This window comes from Mycobacterium sp. GA-1841, assembly GCF_001954135.1.
GTDB lineage: Bacteria > Actinomycetota > Actinomycetes > Mycobacteriales > Mycobacteriaceae > Mycobacterium.
On sequence record NZ_MBEQ01000015.1, the window covers coordinates 141,261 to 162,188 of the forward strand.

General features: G+C 68.1%; 16 protein-coding genes and 1 tRNA gene. 5 read left to right on the plus strand and 12 right to left on the minus strand.

The features are described from left to right. Positions 1 to 83 precede the first annotated feature (83 nt). The 3 genes from A5740_RS04185 to A5740_RS04195 are packed head-to-tail and all read right to left on the minus strand — an operon-like array spanning position 84 to position 3,830. On the minus strand, positions 84 to 1,418 hold the full coding sequence (locus A5740_RS04185; protein ID WP_076191717.1) for an AarF/ABC1/UbiB kinase family protein: 1,335 nt from the start codon (positions 1,416 to 1,418) through the stop codon (positions 84 to 86). Between the two features lie 42 nt (positions 1,419 to 1,460). Beyond that, entirely contained in the window at positions 1,461 to 2,300 is an 840-nt protein-coding gene (locus tag A5740_RS04190) for a cyclodehydratase (protein WP_076191719.1), read from the minus strand. 60 nt (positions 2,301 to 2,360) lie between these two features. Then, a complete protein-coding gene (locus tag A5740_RS04195) occupies positions 2,361 to 3,830 on the minus strand; it encodes a zinc-dependent metalloprotease (protein ID WP_371454712.1) in 1,470 nt (489 codons plus the stop codon). A 73-nt stretch (positions 3,831 to 3,903) separates the two neighbouring features. On the opposite strand from A5740_RS04195, the gene A5740_RS04200 reads away from it, so the two are divergent. The 5 genes from A5740_RS04200 to A5740_RS04220 all read left to right on the plus strand — a co-directional run bounded on the left by A5740_RS04200 (position 3,904) and on the right by A5740_RS04220 (position 11,090). Continuing rightward, entirely contained in the window at positions 3,904 to 4,938 is a 1,035-nt protein-coding gene (locus A5740_RS04200; protein WP_076191720.1) for a PDZ domain-containing protein, read from the plus strand. A 96-nt stretch (positions 4,939 to 5,034) separates the two neighbouring features. After that, positions 5,035 to 8,043, plus strand: a complete 3,009-nt coding sequence (locus A5740_RS04205; protein ID WP_076191722.1) for a UPF0182 family protein — start codon at positions 5,035 to 5,037, stop codon at positions 8,041 to 8,043. 170 nt (positions 8,044 to 8,213) lie between these two features. Then, a complete protein-coding gene (locus tag A5740_RS04210) occupies positions 8,214 to 9,608 on the plus strand; it encodes an FAD-binding oxidoreductase (protein ID WP_076191723.1) in 1,395 nt (464 codons plus the stop codon). A gap of 96 nt (positions 9,609 to 9,704) precedes the next feature. Continuing rightward, positions 9,705 to 9,781: transfer RNA gene (locus tag A5740_RS04215), tRNA-Met, on the plus strand. A gap of 310 nt (positions 9,782 to 10,091) precedes the next feature. After that, positions 10,092 to 11,090: a tocopherol cyclase family protein gene (locus A5740_RS04220; protein ID WP_076191725.1), complete on the plus strand. Its 999-nt coding sequence runs from the start codon at positions 10,092 to 10,094 to the stop codon at positions 11,088 to 11,090. A 3-nt stretch (positions 11,091 to 11,093) separates the two neighbouring features. On the opposite strand, the gene A5740_RS04225 is transcribed toward A5740_RS04220, so the two are convergent. From A5740_RS04225 to A5740_RS04265, 9 genes are read right to left on the minus strand one after another with little or no spacing between them, the layout of a single operon-like run. After that, positions 11,094 to 11,858, minus strand: coding sequence for an RsiV family protein (locus A5740_RS04225; RefSeq protein WP_139334916.1), 765 nt, complete (start codon positions 11,856 to 11,858; stop codon positions 11,094 to 11,096). 45 nt (positions 11,859 to 11,903) lie between these two features. Further along, on the minus strand, positions 11,904 to 13,247 hold the full coding sequence (locus A5740_RS04230) for a CoF synthetase (RefSeq protein WP_076191728.1): 1,344 nt from the start codon (positions 13,245 to 13,247) through the stop codon (positions 11,904 to 11,906). Further along, a complete protein-coding gene (locus A5740_RS04235) occupies positions 13,244 to 13,921 on the minus strand; it encodes a hypothetical protein (RefSeq protein ID WP_076191730.1) in 678 nt (225 codons plus the stop codon). The genes A5740_RS04230 and A5740_RS04235 overlap by 4 nt, the downstream gene beginning before the upstream one ends. Next, the gene (locus tag A5740_RS04240; protein WP_076191731.1) at positions 13,918 to 15,537 is read right to left on the minus strand and encodes a hypothetical protein; all 1,620 of its coding nucleotides are present in this window, start codon (positions 15,535 to 15,537) and stop codon (positions 13,918 to 13,920) included. The genes A5740_RS04235 and A5740_RS04240 overlap by 4 nt, the downstream gene beginning before the upstream one ends. After that, positions 15,534 to 16,205, minus strand: a complete 672-nt coding sequence (locus A5740_RS04245; protein WP_076191733.1) for a hypothetical protein — start codon at positions 16,203 to 16,205, stop codon at positions 15,534 to 15,536. The genes A5740_RS04240 and A5740_RS04245 overlap by 4 nt, the downstream gene beginning before the upstream one ends. Next, positions 16,202 to 17,770, minus strand: coding sequence for a MoxR family ATPase (locus A5740_RS04250; RefSeq protein WP_076191735.1), 1,569 nt, complete (start codon positions 17,768 to 17,770; stop codon positions 16,202 to 16,204). The genes A5740_RS04245 and A5740_RS04250 overlap by 4 nt, the downstream gene beginning before the upstream one ends. Next, positions 17,767 to 18,810, minus strand: a complete 1,044-nt coding sequence (locus A5740_RS04255) for an AAA family ATPase (RefSeq protein ID WP_076191736.1) — start codon at positions 18,808 to 18,810, stop codon at positions 17,767 to 17,769. Before A5740_RS04255 ends, A5740_RS04250 begins: the two co-directional genes overlap by 4 nt. Then, positions 18,803 to 19,408 carry a nicotinamide riboside transporter PnuC gene (pnuC, locus tag A5740_RS04260; RefSeq protein ID WP_076191738.1) on the minus strand — a complete coding sequence of 202 codons (606 nt, stop codon included), beginning with the start codon at positions 19,406 to 19,408 and terminating at the stop codon, positions 18,803 to 18,805. The genes A5740_RS04255 and pnuC overlap by 8 nt, the downstream gene beginning before the upstream one ends. A gap of 19 nt (positions 19,409 to 19,427) precedes the next feature. Beyond that, entirely contained in the window at positions 19,428 to 20,804 is a 1,377-nt protein-coding gene (locus tag A5740_RS04265; protein WP_175616159.1) for a TIGR00366 family protein, read from the minus strand. Positions 20,805 to 20,928 lie beyond the last annotated feature (124 nt).

The window sequence follows — 20,928 nt, forward strand, 5'->3', positions numbered from 1 at the left end:
ACGCTGGAGTGACGCCCGAGGCCGGGCGTCACTCCAGCGTGACGCTCGGGTGTGACGGGCCGTCGAGGCCCTGGCAGAAAACGTCAGGCCGCTTCTTCGGAGAAACCCGGGACCAGTTGGGTGGCAATCGCTTTCACCGGAACATGCGCGTCGAGCTGGCAGCAGATCGCGATGGTCGAGGCGATCACCCGCAGCGGGATGGCGAGATTCGGCGGAAGGTCGAGTTGGCGGGCCGTCTTGATCTGGGCCACCGAGTTGTCCATCTGGCCGGCTGCCATGCGCTGAATCCACCTGCGGGTGTAGTGGAAGACGTCGACCTCGATCGGTTCGACGTACTGGCGCAGCATGTCGTCGATTTCCTCGGTCGAAACCTGTTCGCCCTTCTGGATGAAACCGGCCGCCTCCATGGTGGGCAGCAGTTCGTCGTAGTTTTTGTCACGGGCCAGCCGGATCGTCTCGCCGAGCGCGGTCGGGAAACCACCGGGCATCGGTGCGACGGCGCCGAAATCGATGACGCCCATCCGACCGTCGGGCAGCAGCATGAAGTTTCCGGGGTGGGTGTCGCCGTGCATCATTTCCATGCGTGCGGGGGCGTCGAAGGTCAGCTCGGTGAGCCGGGTGCCCATCAGGTCGCGCTGCTCGGGGGTCCCCTCGCGGATGATCACCGACATCGGGATGCCGTCCATCCACTCTGCGATGACGACCTTCGGTGCGCTGGCGATGATGGCGGGCACCGCGAAGTGCGGATCGTCTCGGTAGGCCTTCGCGAACGCCCGCTGGTTGTCGGCCTCCAACCGGTAGTCCAGTTCCATCTCGGTGCGCTCGATCAGCTCATCGACGATGCCCTGGATGTCGGCTCCGGGGGCCAGCTGCTTGAACACGCCGACCAGCCGTTGGATCGTCTTGAGGTCGGCGCGCAGCGCTTCGTCGGCGCCGGGGTACTGGATCTTGACGGCCACCTCACGCCCGTCGGACCAGACGGCCTTGTGCACCTGGCCGATGCTGGCCGACGCCACGGGGGTGTCGTCGAACGAGGTGAACCGGTCGCGCCACTTCGTGCCCAGTTGCCCGTCGAGCACCCGATGCACCTTGGCCGCGGGCAGCGGCGGCGCCTCGCGCTGCAGCTTGGTCAGCGCCTCGCGGTACGGCTTGCCGTATTGCTCGGGGATGACGGCCTCGACCACCGAGAGCGCCTGGCCGACCTTCATCGCCCCGCCCTTGAGCTCACCCAACACGGTGAACAGTTGGTGGGCGGCTTTGTCCATCAACTCGGCGGTGACTTCGTCCTTGGACTTGCCGGTCAGACGCTTACCGAACCCCAATGCGGCCCGGCCCGCCATGCCGCCGGCCAGGCCGGCGAGCTTCGCATTTCGTGCGACGCTGCCCCGTTTGATGTCAGACACCAGACCATCATCCATGACTTGGCTGAACGGCCCACAACCAACTGGCAACATTCGTTTTCAACATGGGCAGTCGGGGTGGCGGGACCAGCGTCTTGCCACGATCGAGTAGCCGTCGGCTTCGAGTTCCAGCGTGGTGTTCAGCGTCGGCGGTGCCTGAGGAGCCGGCTGCTGGCCACCGGTGTGTCCGACCGCCCGGATCACCAGCTCGACCTGTCGCATGGCCAGGGCTGCGGTGGCCAGGATGGTCGCGCGGCTGGCGGTGCCGACCGCGCCCCGCAGCTGGGTGGCCACGACCGGCCACGCCGCATCGCGATCGGTGCGGTGCAGGTCCGCACACTGCAGACAGCTGGTCAGCCCTGGAATGACGAGCGGGCCGACCAATCCGGCGCCGTCACGCACCCGGACCGGTAGGTGGGCGATGCCGCCGTGGTGCAGCTCCTGCCGGAGTCTCGGGTCGGTGACCTGGTAATCGGCCAGCACCACCAGGTCGGTGGCGGCGGCCACGCCCCGGGCGTGCGGGTGGGTGCTGTGCCGGACCCTCGCGCCTGAGCAGCGCAGGCCCGTGGTCAACAGTTCTGACAGCGGTCCGCGGCCGTGGACGCGGATGGACGCCGACCGGGTGGGGCGATCCGGCGTGGCGGTCAGGACGTCGGCCGCGGTCAGCGCATCGATCAGCTCGTCGACGGCGTCGGTATCAATGAATGGTTCTGTGGCCGTTGTCAATTCGGCGCGGGTGGCACCGGTCTGCAGCGTTCGCAACAGGTGTTGCAGTTGGGTCTGGGTGACGCCGGCCGGGGGACGGACCAGAACCGCGCGTCGTGGATCCCAGCCGAGTTGCACCGCGTCGTCGGGACGCAGCAGGATCGGCCAGCCTGCGACGAGAACGTAGCGCGTCATGCGACGACTCTGCCACGACCGCGGCATCTGGCGTTTCAGTTATCCACAGGCCCCGCGGCGTCAGGATTGGTCGGGTTCGTCACCTTTGTCGTCGTCTTTGGCGTCACGGTTGGGGTTGCTCTCGCCCTGCTCTTTCTCCAGGTCGGCTTCTTTTTCAAGATCAGCGAAAGCCTGTTCGAAGGCGCTGTCGAGGCCGCTGGTGTCGCCGCCGATCATGCGGTCGATGAAACCGGCCGGCTCGTCGAGGTCGGCGGCACTGGGCAGCAGGTCGGGGTGTTGCCACACGCTGTCACGGGTGTCGATCCCCACTGCGTCGGTCAGCCGCTCCCAGAGCATGGCGGCTTCACGCATCTTGCGCGGGCGCAGTTCCAGGCCGACGAGGGTGGCGAAGGTCTGTTCGGCCGGGCCGCCGGTGGCACGACGACGCCGCAGGGTTTCGGCCAGTGCCGAGGTGCCGGGGATGCGGTCACCCAAGGCCGCGGTGACGACGGTCTGCACCCAGCCCTCGATGAGCGCCAGCAGGGTTTCCAGCCGCTCCAGGGCGGCTTCCTGTTCGGGGGTGGCCTTCGGCTCGAAGATGCCCTGGTTGAGCAACTGCTCCATCTCCGAGGGGTCGCCGAGTGAGGCGGGGTTGAATCCGCGGGCGAAGTCCTCGATGCCCGACATGTCGACCTTCATGCCCTTGGCGAAGGCCTCGACCGCGCCGAGCAGCTGGCTCGACAACCACGGCACATGGCTGAACAACCGGTGATGGGCGGCTTCGCGGGCGGCCAGGAACGTCAGGATTTCACTGCGGGGACGTTCGAGCCCCTCGGTCAGTGACTCGATCGCGTCGGGCATGAGCGCCGCGACGCCCTTGGGACCCAGCGGCAAGCCGATGTCGGTGGAGGTCAACACCTCGCGGGACAGCTTGCCCAAAGCCTGGCCCAGCTGAGACCCGAAGGCCATACCGCCCATCTGGGACATCATCGCCAGCAGCGGACCGGCCATGCTCCTGGCTTCCTCGGGCAGCGCCGAGGCCCACACGGACGAGATCTGCTCGGCCACCGGGTCGCACAGTCGCTTCCAGGTGTCCAGGGTGTGGTCCAGCCAGTCGCTGGGCGTCCACGCCACCGATTTGGTGGTGCCGGCGGGCAGGGGAGTCACCCCGTCGAGCCAGGTCTCGGCCAACCGCACGGCATCGGCGACGGCGCCGGTGGTTTTTTCCGGCACCGGTGCGACGAATCCGATCGAGTTCGACGCCAACTGCCGGGCCAGGTCGTAGTTCACCGGCCCGGATTGTTTGCCACCGGCCATCGCCCCGCCGGCGCCGCTGAACATCTCACCGAGCTTGGTGAAGATCTGGCCGAGGTCACCCATGTTGAAGTTGCCACCGCCCATGCCGAAGCCGAACGGATCTGCACCCGGACCTGGCCCGGGATTGCCGGAACCGGACCCCGAATCGGGATCCTTCTTTTGCTTGTCTCGGTCGGGGTCGTCCCCGGCGGAGAAGCCGAAGGGCAGGTCAGCCATACCCATAACGGTACTCATGCCCGGGTGTCCGGGTGCGGCTGCGGGTCACGCTGTGGGTGAACACAATGACGCAGGCTTTACTGTGGGCGGCGTGAACAGGCGGATTTTGACGCTGCTCGTCGCCCTGGTGCCGATCCTGGTGTTCGGGGTGTTGCTCTCGGTGGTGACGGTGCCCTTCGTTTCGTTGGGGCCGGGTCCGACGTTCAACACCCTCGGTGAGGTCGAGGGCAAGGAGGTCGTCGACATCAAGACCGACGGTGAGACCTCGGTGGTGCATCCCACCTCCGGGCATCTCAACATGACCACGGTCTCCCAGCGCGACGGCCTGACCCTGGGACAGGCGCTGGCGTTGTGGATGTCGGGCCGTGAACAGATGGTGCCGCGCGATCTGGTGTACCCGCCGGACAAGTCGCGCGACGAGATCGACAAGGCCAACAACTCGGATTTCAAGAAGTCCGAGGACAGCGCCGAGTACGCCGCGCTGTCGTTCTTGAAATACCCGATGGCGGTCACCGTGCAGAGCGTCACCGATCCCGGCCCGTCGGCGGGCAAGCTGCGCGAAGGCGACGCGATCGACGGTGTGAACGGCACCCCGGTGGCCAACCTCGACGAGTTCCAGGCGCTGCTGAAGAAAACCAAGCCCGGCGATCAGCTGGTGATCGACTTCCGCCGCAAGAATGCCCCGCCCGGGGTCGCCACCATCACGCTGGGCGACAACCCTGACCGTGACTACGGCTTCCTGGGGGTCGGCGTGCTCGACGCGCCGTGGGCGCCGTTCGGCATCGACTTCCATCTGGCCAACATCGGCGGGCCGTCGGCGGGCCTGATGTTCAGCCTGGCCGTCGTCGACAAGCTCACCACCGGTGATCTCAACGACGGCAAGTTCGTCGCCGGGACCGGAACCATCACCGGCGACGGCAAGGTTGGGTCCATCGGCGGCATCACGCACAAGATGTTGGCCGCCAAGGAGGCCGGTGCGACCGTGTTCCTGGTGCCGGCCGACAACTGCACCGAGGCGCGTTCGGCGCCTCAGGAGGGCATGGAGTTGATCCGGGTGGGAACGCTGACCCAGGCGGTCGACGCGTTGCACACGATTTCTGCCGGTGGCGAACCGCCTCGCTGCTGACCCGTGCCCAACCTGTGAATGGCTAGAGTTGTAGGAAATCGGGCGGCCCCCTCGGGCATGTCACGAGTCCACCGAGGCTGAAACAGGAGTTCACGAGTGGGGATGCGGCCCGCGGCGAGGATGCCGAAGCTGACGCGACGTAGCCGGATGCTGATCGCACTGGCATTGGTGGTGGTGCTGGCATTGCTGATCGGGCCACGCGTCGTCGACGGCTATGTCGACTGGCTGTGGTTCGGCGAGCTCGGGTACCGCTCGGTGTTCACCACCGTGCTGGCCACCCGCGTCATCGTGTTCCTCGTGGTGGGTCTGCTCATCGGTGCGGTGGTGTTCGCGGCATTGGCGCTGGCTTACCGCACTCGTCCGGTGTTCGTCCCGGCCGCCGGGCCCAACGATCCGGTGGCGCGCTACCGCACCACGGTGCTGGCCCGGCTGCGGCTGTTCGGTATCGGTGTGCCGGTGTTCATCGGCCTGTTGGCCGGCGTCATCGCGCAGAGCTACTGGGTGCGGGTGCAGTTGTTCCTGCACGGCGGCGACTTCGGGATCACCGACCCGCAGTTCGGCCGTGACCTCGGTTTCTACGCGTTCGATCTGCCGTTCTACCGGCTGGTGCTGACCTATCTGTTCGTCGCGACGTTCCTGGCGTTCGTGGCGAACCTGCTGGGGCACTACGTGTTCGGTGGGATCCGGTTGACCGGACGCAGCGGTGCGCTGAGCCGCGCCGCGCGGATCCAGCTGATCAGCCTGGTCGGCATCTTGATCCTGCTCAAGGCGTTGGCCTACTGGTTGGACCGCTACGAATTGCTCAGCAACACCCGCGCCGGCAAGCCGTTCACCGGAGCGGGCTACACCGACATCAACGCCGTACTACCGGCGAAGCTGATCCTGCTGGCCATTGCGGTGATCTGTGCGGTGGCGGTGTTCTCGGCGATCATGTTGCGGGACTTGCGGATTCCGGCCATCGGTGTGGTGCTGTTGCTGCTGAGCTCGCTGGTGGTGGGGGCGGGGTGGCCGCTGATCGTCGAGCAGTTCAGCGTCAAGCCCAACGCGGCGCAGAAAGAAGCCGAATACATCAAACGCAGTATCACCGCCACCCGGCAGGCGTACGGCCTCACCGATGACGCGGTGACCTATCGCAATTACGAGAGCAACGCTCAGACCACCGCCGCGCAGGTCGCGGCCGACCGGGCGACCACGTCCAACATCCGGTTGCTCGACCCGACGATCGTCAGCCCGGCCTTCACCCAGTTCCAGCAGGGCAAGAACTTCTACTACTTCCCGGATCAGTTGTCGATGGACCGGTACATCGGGCCGGACGGCAACCTGCGTGACTACGTGGTGGCCGCACGTGAGCTCAACCCGGACCGTCTGATCGACAACCAGCGGGACTGGATCAACCGGCACACCGTCTACACCCACGGCAACGGCTTCATCGCCTCGCCGGCCAATACCGTGCGCGGAATCGCCAACGATCCCAACCAGAACGGCGGTTACCCGGAGTTTCTGGCCAGTGTCGTCGGTGCCAACGGCAGCGTCATCTCGCCCGGACCGGCGCCGCTGGATCAGCCGCGCGTCTACTTCGGCCCGGTGATCGCCGATACTGCCGCCGACTACGCCATCGTCGGCAAGAACGGTGACGTCGACCGCGAGTATGACTACGAGAACAACACCGAGACCAAGAACTACACCTACACCGGTGCCGGCGGCGTGCCGATCGGCAACTGGTTGACCCGGTCGGTGTTCGCGTCCAAGTACGCCGAACGGAACTTCCTGCTGTCCAACGTGATCGGGGAGAACAGCAAGATCCTGTTCAACCGTGACCCGGCGCAGCGGGTGGAGGCCGTGGCACCGTGGCTGACCACCGACACCAGCGTCTACCCGGCCATCGTCAACAAGCGCATGGTCTGGATCGTCGACGGCTACACCACGCTGGACAACTACCCGTACTCGGAGTTGACGACGCTGTCCAGCGCCACCGCCGATTCCAACGAGGTGGCACTCAACCGCCTGGCGCCCGACAAGCAGGTGTCCTACATCCGTAACTCGGTGAAGGCCACCGTCGACGCCTACGACGGCACCGTCACGCTGTATGCCCAGGACGAGCAGGACCCGGTGCTCAAGGCGTGGATGAACGTGTTCCCGGGCACCGTCAAGCCGAAGTCGGACATCTCTCCGGAGTTGCAGAACCATCTGCGTTACCCGGAGGACCTGTTCAAGGTGCAGCGGGCACTGCTGGCCAAGTACCACGTGGACGACCCGGTGAAGTTCTTCACCAACGCCGACTTCTGGGATGTGCCACTGGATCCCAACCCGACGGCGAGTAGTTTCCAGCCGCCGTACTACATCGTGGCGCGCGACATCGCCCACAACAACGGCTCGTCGTCGTTCCAGTTGACCAGCGCGATGAACTGGATCCGGCGGGACTTCCTGGCCGCCTACATCAGTGCCAGCTCCGATCCGGACAACTACGGCAAGATCACCGTGCTCACGATCCCGGGCCAGGTGAACGGTCCGAAGTTGGCGTTCAACGCGATCAGTACCGATACCGCGGTCTCCCAGGATCTGGGTGTGATCGGACGTGACAACCAGAACCGCATCCGGTGGGGCAACCTGTTGACCTTGCCGGTGGCCGACGGCGGATTGCTCTATGTGGCACCGGTGTACGCCTCACCGGGCACCAGTGATGCGGCGTCGTCCTATCCTCGCCTGATCCGGGTGGCGATGCTCTACGGCGACAAGGTCGGTTACGCCCCGACCGTCAGTGACGCGCTGACGGAGATCTTCGGCCCGGGTGCCGGGGCCACCGCGACCAATGTGGCGCCCACGGACAACAAGCCGCAGGCGGCTGCCGGCACACCGGAAGCGCCCCCGGCCGCCCCGCCGCCGGCCAACGCCGACGGTCAGGCCCCGCAGGTGGTCGCCCCACCCGCGGCGGTGCCGCCAGGTGAGCCGGTGCAGTTGTCCCCGGCCAAGTCCGCCGCGCTCAAGGAGATCGAGTCGGCGATGTCGGCGGCGCGTGATGCTCAGCGCAGCGGTGACTTCGGCAAGTACGGTGACGCCTTGCAGAAGCTGAACGATGCGATGAACAAGTACGACTCCGCGAAGTAATTTCCGCCCGCGAGCAGACGCAGATGCCCCGCACCGCCCGGCGTGTCCGGTGCCTCTGTGTCTGCTCGCCGTGAGTTGACCTGGGCACCAAGTCAACACCAAGAGGTCCCGGTCATGCTTTGCGCCGAAATACACGCCGGCTGCTGGGCGGCATTCCTGGGAGGACATCGATGACCCTGACCGATCTTCCGCACGACGGACTCGACGACGCGTTGGACGGCCTGCGGGCCCATGTCGCCGCACCCGTCTCACTGCCTGGGGAAGCCGGCTACGAGCGAGCCACGCCGTGGAATGTGGCGGCCAGGGTGGAGCCGGCTGCGGTGGTGCTGGCGGCGACGGCCTACGACATCGCCAACACCGTACGGTTCGCCGCGGCCCGAGGCTTCCGAGTGGGTGTGCAGGCGACCGGACACGGTGCCTTGACCGTCGAACCCGACGCCATCCTGGTGGTGACCTCGGAGATGAACAGTGTCACTGTCGATCCCGCGAGCCGCACCGCCCGGGTGGCCGCCGGGGCCACCTGGCAGCACGTCCTTGATGCCGCGGCGCCGCACGGCCTGGCCGGGCTGGGCGGCTCGGCGCCGGGTGTCGGCGTGGTCGGTTTTCTCACCGGCGGTGGCATCGGACCGCTGGTGCGCACAGTGGGACTGTCGGCCGACTACGTGCGGTCCTTCGAATTGGTCACCGGGGCAGGGGAGTTCCTGCGGGCCACCCCGGAGGAGAACGCCGAGTTGTTCTGGGGCCTGCGCGGCGGGAAGTCGACGCTGGGCATAGTCACCGCCGTGGAGATCGAGTTGCTGCCGATTGCCGAGTTCTACGGTGGCGCGGTGATTTTCGATGGCGCCGACGCGGCCGTGGTCCTGGGGGAGTGGGCCCGGTGGTGTGCCGACCTGCCCGAGTCGGTCTCCACCTCGATCGCGCTGCAACAACTTCCGCCGCTGCCGGGCGTTCCCGAACCGTTGGCCGGCCGGCTCACGGTCGCAGTACGCTACGCCGCGCTCGGTGACTTCGCGGAGGCCGAACGGCTGTTGGCGCCGATGCGGGCCGTCGCGACCCCGGTGCTCGATACCGTCGGGGTATTGCCTTATGCCGCAATCGGAGCCGTGCACGCCGACCCGGTCGATCCGATGCCCGGCTACGAACACCACACGCTGCTACGGGAATTGACCGCGGAGACGGTCGCGGTGTTGCTCGGCGCGGCCGGTCCCGGTTCCGACTCGGTGCAGACCGTCGTCGAAGTGCGCATGCTGGGCGGCGCGTTGGCTCGCGAGGGTCGTCACCGCAGCGCGTTCTGCCATCGCGACGCCGCCTTCGCCGTGACCACGATCGGCGTGCTGGCGCCACCGGTCGCCGATCTGGTGGTGCCCCAGGCCGGTGCGCTCATGGTGGCGCTGTCCCGGTGGTCCAGCGGCGGCCAGATCGCCAACTTCGCGGCGTCGGAGGACGCCGGGCGGGCCGCACGGGTCTACGACGAGGACACCCGGCACTGGCTCGCGGCGCTGGCGCAGCGGCACGACCCGGCCGGGGTGTTCCGCTGCGGTCAGGTGGTGCGTTATGCGGACTGATTCTGCGGTGGTTCTCGGGTCGAATTCGACCAAAAACCGGCTCTGAGCAGACGATTTGGAGCTGTGCGTAAGGCCCCGGTAACCTTGTATTCGCAACGCGGGGTGGAGCAGCTCGGTAGCTCGCTGGGCTCATAACCCAGAGGTCGCAGGTTCGAATCCTGTCCCCGCTACCAGTGAGAATGGCCCCCGGAGGAGACTCCGGGGGCCATTCTCTATTGGGGCGCAAGCATTGAGAACGGGCGCTCGATCAGGCCGCGACGTCCTGCACCTCGTGCGCACTGCGCGCGCACGACGCGCATTCGGGGGACTCGATATCGAACTCACCGCAACTCGGGCAGATAAACGGGATCACCGGGCCGTCCTTTCTCGCTCTGCGGCCCGCCGTGGTGCCGCGCTGCCTGGCCTGTACCCCGTGCCGGGCGCGATCGAAACCCACAATTTTTGGCGTGCATCTCCGCTCCGGAAACCGGGTACCAAGGCGGCATGGATGCCGTTGAAGCCCTCACCTGGCCGGCCCGAGAACTCGTGGCGCTGTATCGCCGCACGGGTGCCGACGTGCCGTTCGGGGATCCGTTGCCGTCCCATGGCACGGAGATGGAGGGCTGGTTCTGGCGGCTCACCGATGCGGCGTCAGGTCGGGTGGTGGTCGCCCTGTGCAGCAGCAACCAGCATCCCGACGGGGACTGGTCGACGTCGGCGATCGCCGTGGAGCCGGGCGGGGTGGTGCGTTCTGCGGTCATCAACGGAGTCGAAGCCGATCGGCGCGATTTCGTGGTCCGCGCCAACGACGGCGGCAATGTGCTGGACGCCAACAGGTCGGGGTTGCGTTTGACGATCGACGACATGACCGTCGACCTCACCGTTGACAACACTCAGCCATGGCCGAAAGTGTTCGGCGGCGGCGGCCTGTTCTCTTCGGTTCCGTTCCTCACGCAGTACTGGCAGCCGTACTGCCTCGGCGGGCGCGCCTCTGGGACAGTGAAGGGTGCGGGTGTCGATTGGAAGTTCGATGACGCGCGACTGTACTGCGAACGGAATTGGGGGGCCGGCTTCCCGCAGCGCTGGTGGTGGGGTGAAGCACACGACTTCGGCACCGACGATGTCTGCGTGGCCTTTTCCGGTGGTCTGCTCGAATTCGGCCCAGTGGGACAGGAAGTCACCGGCGTGGTGATTCGGCTCGGCTCACGCGTGCTGCGGCTGACCCCGCCGGCGCTGGTGAACTACCACTTCGACCGTGATGGCTGGCATTGGCAGATCACCGCTCGCACACCGCAATTCGTGGTGGAGCTCGACGGACACGGCAACGGCGGGTCACCGCACGTGTTGCCCGTGCCGCTTCCGGCGCAACGCCGCAACATCGACACAGACTATGAGTTCCTGGCCGGTACGGTGCGTTGCACTGTGCGCGAGTGGGGCAAAGTCATCTTCGACGGCACCTCGCCGCTGGCCGGTCTGGAGATTGGCAACCGGCCCGCGCAGTAGGACCTACTTCGTCAATCGCTCCTGCATCCCGGGCGCCAACACAGCGGCCAGGGCGTCCCAGTCCACGGTGACGGGGTAGTAGTCGCCCAGCACGTGGGCGACCGGGACGTACACGACGAGGCCGTCGTCATCCGGCACCCAGTTGGCGAGCTGATCGGCGACCGGCTCGGGGGCGGGTTGGTCGGCCAGTTTTTCGTCCTCGGCGATCTTGGCCTTGATGCCGTCGACGAGGGCGGTCAGCCCGGCGTTCTGATCGGTGAACAGGTCGGTGATCATGATCGGTTTGGCGGTGTGCGCGTCGATCACCGTCGTCGCGACCACGTTGAACGGATGGGCTGCATGGTCGACGAAGATGTTGAGCAGTAGTACACCGGCCACCGCCCCGGTGCCGATGTGGGCGACCTCGCTGCGATCATCCTCGTTCAGCACGCCCGGCGCGACAGTGACCGACAGGTTGTCCTCGTTCGGCTTCAGATAGTCGTCGAGGGCGGCGCCCATTGCCCCGTTGAACGCGTCGCGCACCGCATCGTCACCGCCTTTCAGCTGCGGGAGCTCTGCTTTATAGGTGACAGTTCCGTTTGTGCCATCGCGGTTTTCGAGGAAACCGGTCAACGGGGCAGCGGCATTCGTCGCGGAACTGGTGGTGGCAGACGGTTGCGGGGTCGTGGAGTTGTCCGAACTGTCCGAGTTGCACGCCGCGCCAACGCCGATCATCGCGACGGCGACCGTCGCCCCGGCGAGACGCCGAATCATCGTTGATTCAGTCATCTCTCGACCCTAGACCGCATTCCGGCGCTGCAGACCAGAATCGGATCAGCTGACGTCGCGGCGATAGCGCCGCGGCTTACCCTCACCGAGGTCGGCCAGCGTGGCCACCCGCCGGATCGGCACTGCAGCTCCGAACAGTGCCGCCAGGGCGGCCTCGATCGCCGCGCTGTCCCCGCCGACCACCGCGGCGGCCACCGAACCGTCAGCGCCCTGGTGCACGGTCCAACCGATCGCGCCGTGCCGCTGCAGCTGCTGGGTCACGTCGACGGCGGGCAGCCGGGCGCCGGTGACGGTCGCGAAGACGACCTCTTCCCGGCCTTCGAGATCGGCGATCGCGCGGGTGCCGTCGGACAGGGTCACGAGCCGGCCGAAATCACCGGTGCGGTACCGCACCAGCGGCAACAACGGGTTCTCGCCGGCAGTCACCACGACTTCTCCCCGCGTTCCGGACGGCACGGAAACGCCGGCCGCGTCGAGGATCTCCACATGCACCCGCCGGTCCAGGATGCGGTGCGGGCCGTCGTCGGAGCGCACGGCGATCGGGCGGGTCTCGTGCAGGCCGTACACGTCATACACCGGCACCCCGAACTCATCCTGAAGCGCTGCCCGGGCGCCCGGCGTCAACCCCATGGCTGACGAGAACAGCGCCAGCGGATGCAACCCACCGACACCCAGCAGTGAGGTCAACGAACTCGGATCACCGGTGATCACCTGTGGATCCTGCGCTCGCAGAAAGGAATTCCGCTGCCCCTCGCCGCGCGCCCACGCCGACGCGTGCAGATTCAGCCGCGCCATACCGGCGTGGCCGAACGAGCTGATCGAGCCGGCATAGCTGAACGCCTGTTGTTGATGCACCACGTTCACCAAAGCCAGGCGCCGCGGATCGGGATCCCACACCACGCCGTCGGCTGCGGCCAGTGAGCGGAACAGATGGAAGGTGCGGGCCGTGTCCTCCAGATCGTCCGGAATCAGCAGGGCATGGCCGGTCGAGCCGGAACTGGTTCCGTGCACGAGCCGGCGCAGATCCGCATTGAGCGGCACATACGCACCGATGTCGCGGATCAGGTCCTCACGGCTGATGGTCGGGAAGTCCTCCAGCCGCTCCAACCGGCCGAGCCCGCGGTAGGCGAGCAATCCGCGCGCTGTCTGCAGGTGCTCGGTGAGCCAGCCGGTGTGGGGCCGCGGTTCGAGCACCCGGCCGATGGCGTCGGCGTCGAGCCGGTCCCCGGTGGCGTGCGTCCACACTGGCGCGTCCGGATGCACGCGCAGCGCACGCAACCGGGCCGCGCCGGCGGCATCCAGCGTGGGCCAGCGCTGCGCGTCGGACAGGACGGCGGCGACGCCGGGTCGGTACTCGCCGATCTCGAGTCGTTCCTGCGGGGTGCTCATTCGTGCCCGTACCGCTGCGCGGCTTCGCGGGCTGCCTTGGCGCGCATGGCCGAAACGACAGCGGCCCGGTGCTCGTAGGCCTCGCGGGCCGCGGCGAAGGCCCGGTCTCGGCGCAGGCTGTCGCGCATGTCGAGGGCCGCGCGAGCAGCATCGCGGTCCTCCCCGGCGGGCACGAGCCCGAAGCGCAGCAGGAACCAGCGTGCGGCCTCCTCGCGGCGTTCATCGTCGGTGAACCAGGTGCGTGGTGGTGCGACCGGTGCCACCCGCAGCCCCAGCATCTCGGCCGCCAGGTCAGAAACCAGGTAAAACTGTTGTGTCATACCGATATCCACGCTGTAGCGACCTAGGGTGAGCTGGCTGCCCAGCAGCCACGCGGCGATGGCGGCACCGGCGCGCACGTCGTCCCCGAGGTCGTCGAGGACCGGCGCATCGGGTGGTCGGTTGCGGCTCGGCGCCAGCGGTCCACCGCCCGGGTAGCAGACCAACTGGTCCACCAACGCCCGCAGGTCCACGGCCGGGTCGAGGAATTCCGCTGGCGTGGCCGAGATGCGGGCGGTGATCTCGGCCAGGGCCGGGCCCGGTCGCAGCTGTGGGTCGGCCCAGAGCGTCTGTTCATCGCCCCCGGAGCGGATCCACCGGTTCAGCGCCTCGTCCCGGATCTGCTCATGGTTCATGCCCGCGCTCCCTCGAGAAGATCGGCCGCCAGGGCGCCGCACACCGCCGGCGCGGCGGCCAGGTCCGGTACGAGCCGAATGTCGTAGCCTGCGGCTGCTGCCTCGGCGGCGCCGCGGGCGACCCCGAGAAGAACCAGGGTGGCCGAGTCCAACGCCGGGCGCACCTGCGCGGCGACGTGGCCGTAGTCGGGCTGCCCGGCGCCGAACAGACTGGTCATGCCGTCATCGGAGAGCACCACCAGATGGGTGCCGCGCCTTTCCGGCCGGGCATAGCGACGCTGCAACAGATCGAGCGGGAACGTGGTGCCACCACCGAAATAGTGCAGCACGGCGTCGATTGCGGCGCGGCGGTCCCGTGTCCAGTCGCTGCCGGCCACCTGCCCGGCCGAGGCGAACGACGTGACCCGGACCCGGCCGCCGCCCGCGAGCACCGAGCCCACCAGGATCACCCCGGCCAACAGTGCCGGCGATCCGAGCTGTGGCGCCGGCATCGATCCCGAGGAGTCCACGTACAGGTCGAGGTCGATCTCGGATTCGGCGCGGACGGCGCCGTCGGGCAGCATCGCGCGGCGGCGGGTGGTGACGCCCGGGATCAGCACCGGCCCGGCCGCCAGCGACGCGGGCAGATCCAGGTCGGCGATCTCATCGCCCACTTCCCAAACCTCCAGCGGACCAGGAAGATCGGGCTCGGGCAGCACCTCGTCGGTGCGCACCCGTAGCGGGCGCCACCACGGCGCGGCCCGGCTGGTGTACCAGGCCCGCAGCACGGCGGCCGGGTCTCCGGCACCGAGAACGGCCTCGGTGACGGCGATGTCGTGCGCCTGGCCACCGTGGCCCCGGGTCAACGGAATCGCCTCGCCGATCGGCTCCTGCAACCGCGGATCGGAGAGCACCCGGGTCATCTCGACCTCGGTGAGCGGCGTACCACCGACCTCACCCGCGCAGCCGGTGCCGGTGACGTCCTGGGTGAGCGCGCCACCGAGCACCAGCCCGGCCCGCAGTGCCCCGCCGAGCGGGTCGGTTCCGTAGGTGCGCACCAGATCTGCGAGCACGACGGCATCGGTCTCCACCGGCTCAGGGGTCACCGGCCCGCCGGCCAGCGTGCCGGGCGGCAACAGCCACAGCATCTCGTAGGCCCGCAACACCCGCGCCATCACCGGCCCCGGTGTGTCGGTGCGCAACACCCGCCAGGTGTCGACGATCGTCGGCGTCAGCCCGGCGCGGCGCTGGGCGCGTTCCACCCGGACGTTGATGAGCATGTCCTCCCACAGATTCGCCAGCATCGCCCCGACTCGGGCCACCCGATCGAGCGGCACACCGTCGGGCGCGGCGACCGACACCGCGTTGGCCATCTGCAGTTGGATCCGGGCCCCCTCCACCCGGGTGGCGGGGGCGAGCACGTGGTGCCCGAGTTCGTGGGCGAACACGCTGACGAGGTGCCCGGTCAGTCCCTGACGACGCAGGTCGGCGACATCGATGAGCACTCGCGACGGGAAGGTGAATGCCGCGAAGGTGCCGTCCAGCTCGTGCGGGTGCGGCGGGTGCATCCGCACGCCCCACAGCTCCTGGGCGTCGGCCCAGGCCTGTGACCATCCGGGTAGCGGTTCGTCCGTCACGGCCAGATCCGCAAGCCGGGGATGTCGACGCCCAACAGGTACGAGCCGTCGGCGCGGACCACATGCTGCTCGCGTTCGGCGGCCCATCCCGACGCGGAGGGCACGAACACCGCGCCGCAGACGTCGAGCAGCAGCAGCCAGTGCTGCGGGCCCGCTCGCACCACGAACCGGTCGGGCCGCTCGGTGCCCAGAACGGTCTCCGGTGGCACCAAGAACGGCCCGCCGAAACCGACGAAACCGCCGACGGCATCGACCCGGGGCTGCGGATAGCCACGCGGGCGCCCGTCGTGCGGGGCGGCGCCGGGCCACCAGAACGGATCGGTGGTCAGGCCGGCCAGCGCGGGGCCGACCGATTCGGGCGCCACGGCGAGAACGGCGCCGACGTGCCCGGTGGCGTCGGGCCGCGCCGCGAGCAGTTCGCGGCCCCTGGCCAGGGCGCTCACCCGCAGCCGGACCACGCCGGCCCGCCAGGCCGCGAGCGCGGTCAGCACCGATCGCCACTCTGGCGGCGCCGCGGAAACATGTTGGGCGAACCGGCGCAGCAGCGACACCGAGCCACCCCAGGCGGCGACGTTCGCCTCGACCTGCGCCGGCTGCGGTACTGGAGGTGACGGCAGCGGCGGCAGGTCGAGGTTGACCAGGCGCCCTTCGGGCCCGGGCGGGATCACCGCCCACCGCCGGTGGCGTCCAGCCAGGTGAGGTAGTTGCGGTACCGCTGGTGCACATGCTTGAGCGTCAGCAGATCGGTGTAGGTGGCGCCGTAAAGCTTTCCGGTGTCGGCGATCTGGGCGATGCGTGACTCCACCGCGGTGAGCCGCGCGGATACCTCGGCGCGACTCACACCGGCCAGTCCGGCTCGCAGTTGAGCCAGCAGCGCACCGACTGGGTCCTCGTCGCGGGCCAACCGCTCCCGGCGGGCCCGCTCCCACAACGTGCTCAGCCAAGCCCCGGTGTCGGTCCGCAGTTCCGCCCCGTCGGCGCCATCGAACGCCGGGTGGTGCAGGTTCGGAGCCACCTTGCCGCGCAACACAAATGGCAGTACGGCGGCCACGTCGTCGGAGCCGACCGCAGGCCTGCCGCGGAACCAGGCCATCGCCTTGGCGTACAGGATGAGGGCCTGCAGTGCGCGTGGTGACGGCGCCGACGCCGTCTCGGCACCGAGATCGGCTTGCACGTCGGCGCCGGTGTTCAGGTCGATCACCTCGCCGACGCGGCCGCCGCCGGTGGTGATGACGTCCTTGGTGCGGTGCTCGAAGGTCCGTCCACCGTGTTGGGCAAACTCGAAATGGGCGGCGAACGACGATAATTCCGAGACCACCTCGGGCGGAACCGGCACCGCCCGGATTCCGGCGGCGACGGCGGCGCGCTCGGCGGGGCCGAAGACGAGTTCGGACGGTACGTGTTCCTCGGGCCGTTCACCGCGCTCCACCCGCGCGATCAGCTCGTCGAGGAATCGCGGGTTGTAACCCATTGCGGTGACGGTGACGTCCATCCGGTCGCGCAGCGCTTGGATGAGCGCAAAGGTGCCCCCGCCCGCATCGTCGTTGGCGGTGAAGAACCAGGACTCCACCCCGTCGGTGGGTGCGGTGGTGAGCAGCTGGTCGTGCGACTCCACATATCCGTCGGCGACCATCGTCAGCAATGCCGACTGGGTCTTGGTGGGGATGCGGTTGACCTCGTCGACGATCTTCACCGGTGCGGTCAGCCACTCGCGCCAGGCGATCCGCACGTCGGCAAGTCGCTCGGCACCGAGCAGGTCCTTCGGCAGCGGCATGCCGACCAGGTCGGAGATGCTCAGCTGCGGTTGGCCCTGCTGGATATCGCGACGCACCTGCGCCGGGGTGGATCCGGCCATCACCGCCAGCACGGTGGCCACGGTGGTCTTGCCCCGGCCGGGTCCGCCCACCAGCAGGCACCGGCCGCCGACCGCGAACGCCAGCAGTGGCACGAGCACGCCCGAGGCATAGGACTGGTCGGTCGGCAGGGTGAGGACGGCGCCGGAATCACCGACGGAGAAGGTGACCGGCTCGGCCGTGGAGAACTCGATGTCGTGATAGGGCAGCACCACTGCGGAGTTGACGAGCCAGAAGTAGGCCTGCCGCACCTTCTCGTCCAGGCTGACCTGTGCCTGCGGTGGCGGCGCGAAGAGGTCATCGACCGTGAGGTCCCCGATGCGGTCGCCGGGTTCCGGGGGGGGGGGTGCCTCGGGGATGTGCTGCCAGCGATCGCTCATCTGATGATGATGCCGGTTCCGCGCTGCGGCAGGGGCGCGCTGCACAGCGGTGTCGCCGCCAATTCCCTCTTGACGGCATCGCAGGCGGTGGCGGTGCGCTGCGCCGGAGTGCCCCGCACCTCGATCCAGGGCACGGGCTGGGCGGCAAGGGTTTCGCGGAACCGGTCCTGCATGGCGTGCCGGAGGTGTTCGCCGTCGCGCCAGCCGTCCTGCACGAACGGGATCTCGTCGCCGGTGAGCAGGTACAGCGACGGCCGGTGTGCTTCGGCCCGGAGTTCCAGCCGCCGCGCCCGATGCCCCACATACCGCTCATGCCACAGGGTGGTGGCCAGGGCGTCGGTGTCGCAGACGAGGACCGAGCGGGGCGCGGTGGCTGCCGCGGCGCGCTCCATCGCGATCTGCCGGTCGGTGATGAGATCGAATTCGTGTGTGCGCCAAGGGGAGTCCGGTCCGCCGTCGCGGGTCTCGGTGTACTCACGCCCGTACTCGGGCACCCAGTGGGTGGCCAGGGCGGCAGCGAGGTCGGCGGCCAGGGTGGTGGAACCGGTGGACTCGGCGCCGAGCACCACCACCCGCCGGATGAGGTCGGTGCGCACCAGTGGCGGCAGCGTCGACCAGTGCGCATCCGGGTCCGCGCGGATCGCGGACGCCGAGACCGGCAGCTGCGCCCGGTCCGGGTTGACCTGTACCCAGGCGGCGTTCAGGCGCCGGGCCAGCTCGCCGCCGTAGACGTCGGAGGTGAACGCGGCGTCCACCGGGGAGTCCAGCAGGGCCTCGATCACCGCCATGTGAGCGTCCCAGACCGGCGCGGAATCGAAGTCGACCGGAGCATCGTCGAGCCCGCAAACTACTTGGGCACCAGGGAATTCGGCGCGTATCCAGCCCGCCCGACGTTCCATGGTGATGGACTCTGCGCTGGAGCCGAGCACCTGGACGGTGACCCGCTCGCAGCGGGCCAGGGCGGTCCTGATCAGCAGCGCATGGCCGGCGTGGAAAGGATAGAACTTTCCCAGCACCAGGCCGTGGGTGAACTCAGGCATGTTGTTCGACCGGTTCGCTGTGCGGAGCGGCCGTGAGCTCGCGCCGCCAGCTGCGCAGCCCGTGGAGGCACAGCCCGATGAAGATCAGGTACAGGGCACCGGTGATCCACAACCCCTTGCTCGCCGCCAAGCCCACCATGGCGACGTCCACCGCGATCCAGACGTACCAACTCTGCCAGCACCGCCGGTTCAGCAGCACCTGGGCGACCAGGCTGAAGGAGGTGGTGGCAGCGTCGGCCAACTCGGTGGTGGAGTCGGTCTGCCCCAGCAGCAGCGCCACACCCGCAGTGCCGAGCCCACCGGCGAGTACCGCGACCGCGAGGCCGCGGGCGGTGGCGGAGCGGACGAATCCGTCGTCGTCGGCGCCCTTCGCCCGCACCCAGCCGTACCAGCCCATCACCCCGAGAGCGAGGTAGACCACCTGCAGTGCGGCGTTCCCGTACAGCGCGGTGACGGTGAACAACCAGAGGAAGACCAGGTTGTTGGCGATGCCGATCGGGAAGTTCCATACGTTGCGCCGACTGGCCAACCACACGCACAACAGGCCCGTGCCGAATCCGAGCACCTCGGTCCAGTTCGCCGCCCACCACGGGCCCACGTGTGCTCCCTTCGACGCCTCAGATCACCAACGGTGCGACCAACATCGTCGCACCCAGGACCACCAACCCGATCAGGAAGGCCACGACCGTAAAGCCCATCACCTGGCGCACATTGAGTTTTGCGATCGCCAGCAAGGGCAGCAGCCAGAACGGCTGGATCATGTTCGCCACGCCCTCGCCGACGGCGACGGCCATCGACATCAAACCGAGGTAGGCCGGCGACTGCTGGCCGACAGCCAACGCCGAGTCCACGGCGATCGGGCCCTGCACGGCCCAGTGGCCGCCGCCGGACGGCACGAACAGGCTGATGATCAACGAGCCGATGAATGTCAGGAACGGCAATGTGTACTGCGTCGCCCCGTTGACCACCGCCTCGGCCAGCAGCGTCTGCAGCGGTTTGGTCCCTTCGGCCGCTTGATATCCCAGCAAGCCGACCAGGCCGCCGTACAACGGGTATTGCAGCAGCAGCGGGCCGGACACCTTCGCCGCGCCGGTGAAAGCCCGGATGAACCGGATCGGGGTGCGGTGCAACAACGCACTCGTGATGGTGAACAACATGATCATCGACGCGATGTTCAACGCGAATCCGCTGAGGACGAAGTAGGCGATGCCGGCGGCGAACACCAAAACGTTGAGGATCCAGAGATTTTCCAGCCATTCGGCGAACGTCTTCTTGCCGTCGTGGCCCACGGGCTCAGCTTCGGACTGGTCCTCGTCGTCGAACACCGCAGGATCCGGCGCCAGCGCCTGGGCCGGTGCCATGCGCCAGATCGCCAGCGCGAGCACGGTGAGCACGACGATCACCGACAGCCAGCTGTAGGGCTGGAAGATGGTCAGGCTCAACGGCACTGTGATGCCGGTGATCTTGTGGATCACGTTGATCGGGCTAGTGCTGTCGGTGTTGGCCAGGGCGATCGACGACGACAGGCCCTGGGTCCAGACGATGAAGCCCATGAATGCCGCGGCGATGAGATAGCCGAAATGTGCGTCGGTGAACCGCCGTGCCACCTGCCGGGCCACCAACGCACCGGCCACCAGTCCCAGCCCCCAGTTGAGCAGGGACAGCACCGCGCTCACCGCGAAACAGAGCAGCGCCCCCTGCACCTGATTGTTCGGCTTGCCGGCGATGTAGCCGATGGCCCGCTTCAGGATCGGCGCCTCGGCCAGCGTGTAGCCCGTCACCAGGATCAGCACCATCTGGAAGGCGAACGTGAAGATGTTCTGCGAGCCCCACACCCCGCCGTACCACGCCTTGAGCATGCCGTCGGCCGACGCACCGTCGACCAACACCGTGACCAGGGCAGCGACGATGAGGGTGAGGATGACCGCGAACAGATACGGGTCGGGCATCAGGCGTTCGACGTAGCGGACGCACAACCCGGTGAACGACTGCATGACGCCGCGACGCCGGGGTTGGTGCTCTTCGGCTGCCGGAGTGGGTTGTTCACTCGTCGTCATTGTCCTACCTTGCCGTCTCGCCTGCCCGGTCGGCACCGCCATCGGCCTGCGGTGGCGGGTC

Excerpts from the sequence above, each read along its gene's own strand:
- A5740_RS04255 (WP_076191736.1), bottom strand. The coding sequence starts at position 18,810 with ATGCCTGAGTTCACCCACGGCCTGGTGCTGGGAAAGTTCTATCCTTTC.
- A5740_RS04190 (WP_076191719.1), bottom strand. The coding sequence starts at position 2,300 with ATGACGCGCTACGTTCTCGTCGCAGGCTGGCCGATCCTGCTGCGTCCC.
- A5740_RS04220 (WP_076191725.1), top strand. The coding sequence starts at position 10,092 with ATGGATGCCGTTGAAGCCCTCACCTGGCCGGCCCGAGAACTCGTGGCG.
- A5740_RS04235 (WP_076191730.1), bottom strand. The coding sequence starts at position 13,921 with ATGAACCATGAGCAGATCCGGGACGAGGCGCTGAACCGGTGGATCCGC.
- A5740_RS04250 (WP_076191735.1), bottom strand. The coding sequence starts at position 17,770 with ATGAGCGATCGCTGGCAGCACATCCCCGAGGCACCCCCCCCCCCGGAA.
- A5740_RS04265 (WP_175616159.1), bottom strand. The coding sequence starts at position 20,804 with ATGCAGTCGTTCACCGGGTTGTGCGTCCGCTACGTCGAACGCCTGATG.
- A5740_RS04210 (WP_076191723.1), top strand. The coding sequence starts at position 8,214 with ATGACCCTGACCGATCTTCCGCACGACGGACTCGACGACGCGTTGGAC.
- A5740_RS04225 (WP_139334916.1), bottom strand. The coding sequence starts at position 11,858 with ATGACTGAATCAACGATGATTCGGCGTCTCGCCGGGGCGACGGTCGCC.
- A5740_RS04185 (WP_076191717.1), bottom strand. The coding sequence starts at position 1,418 with ATGGATGATGGTCTGGTGTCTGACATCAAACGGGGCAGCGTCGCACGA.
- A5740_RS04195 (WP_371454712.1), bottom strand. The coding sequence starts at position 3,830 with ATGAGTACCGTTATGGGTATGGCTGACCTGCCCTTCGGCTTCTCCGCC.
- A5740_RS04230 (WP_076191728.1), bottom strand. The coding sequence starts at position 13,247 with ATGAGCACCCCGCAGGAACGACTCGAGATCGGCGAGTACCGACCCGGC.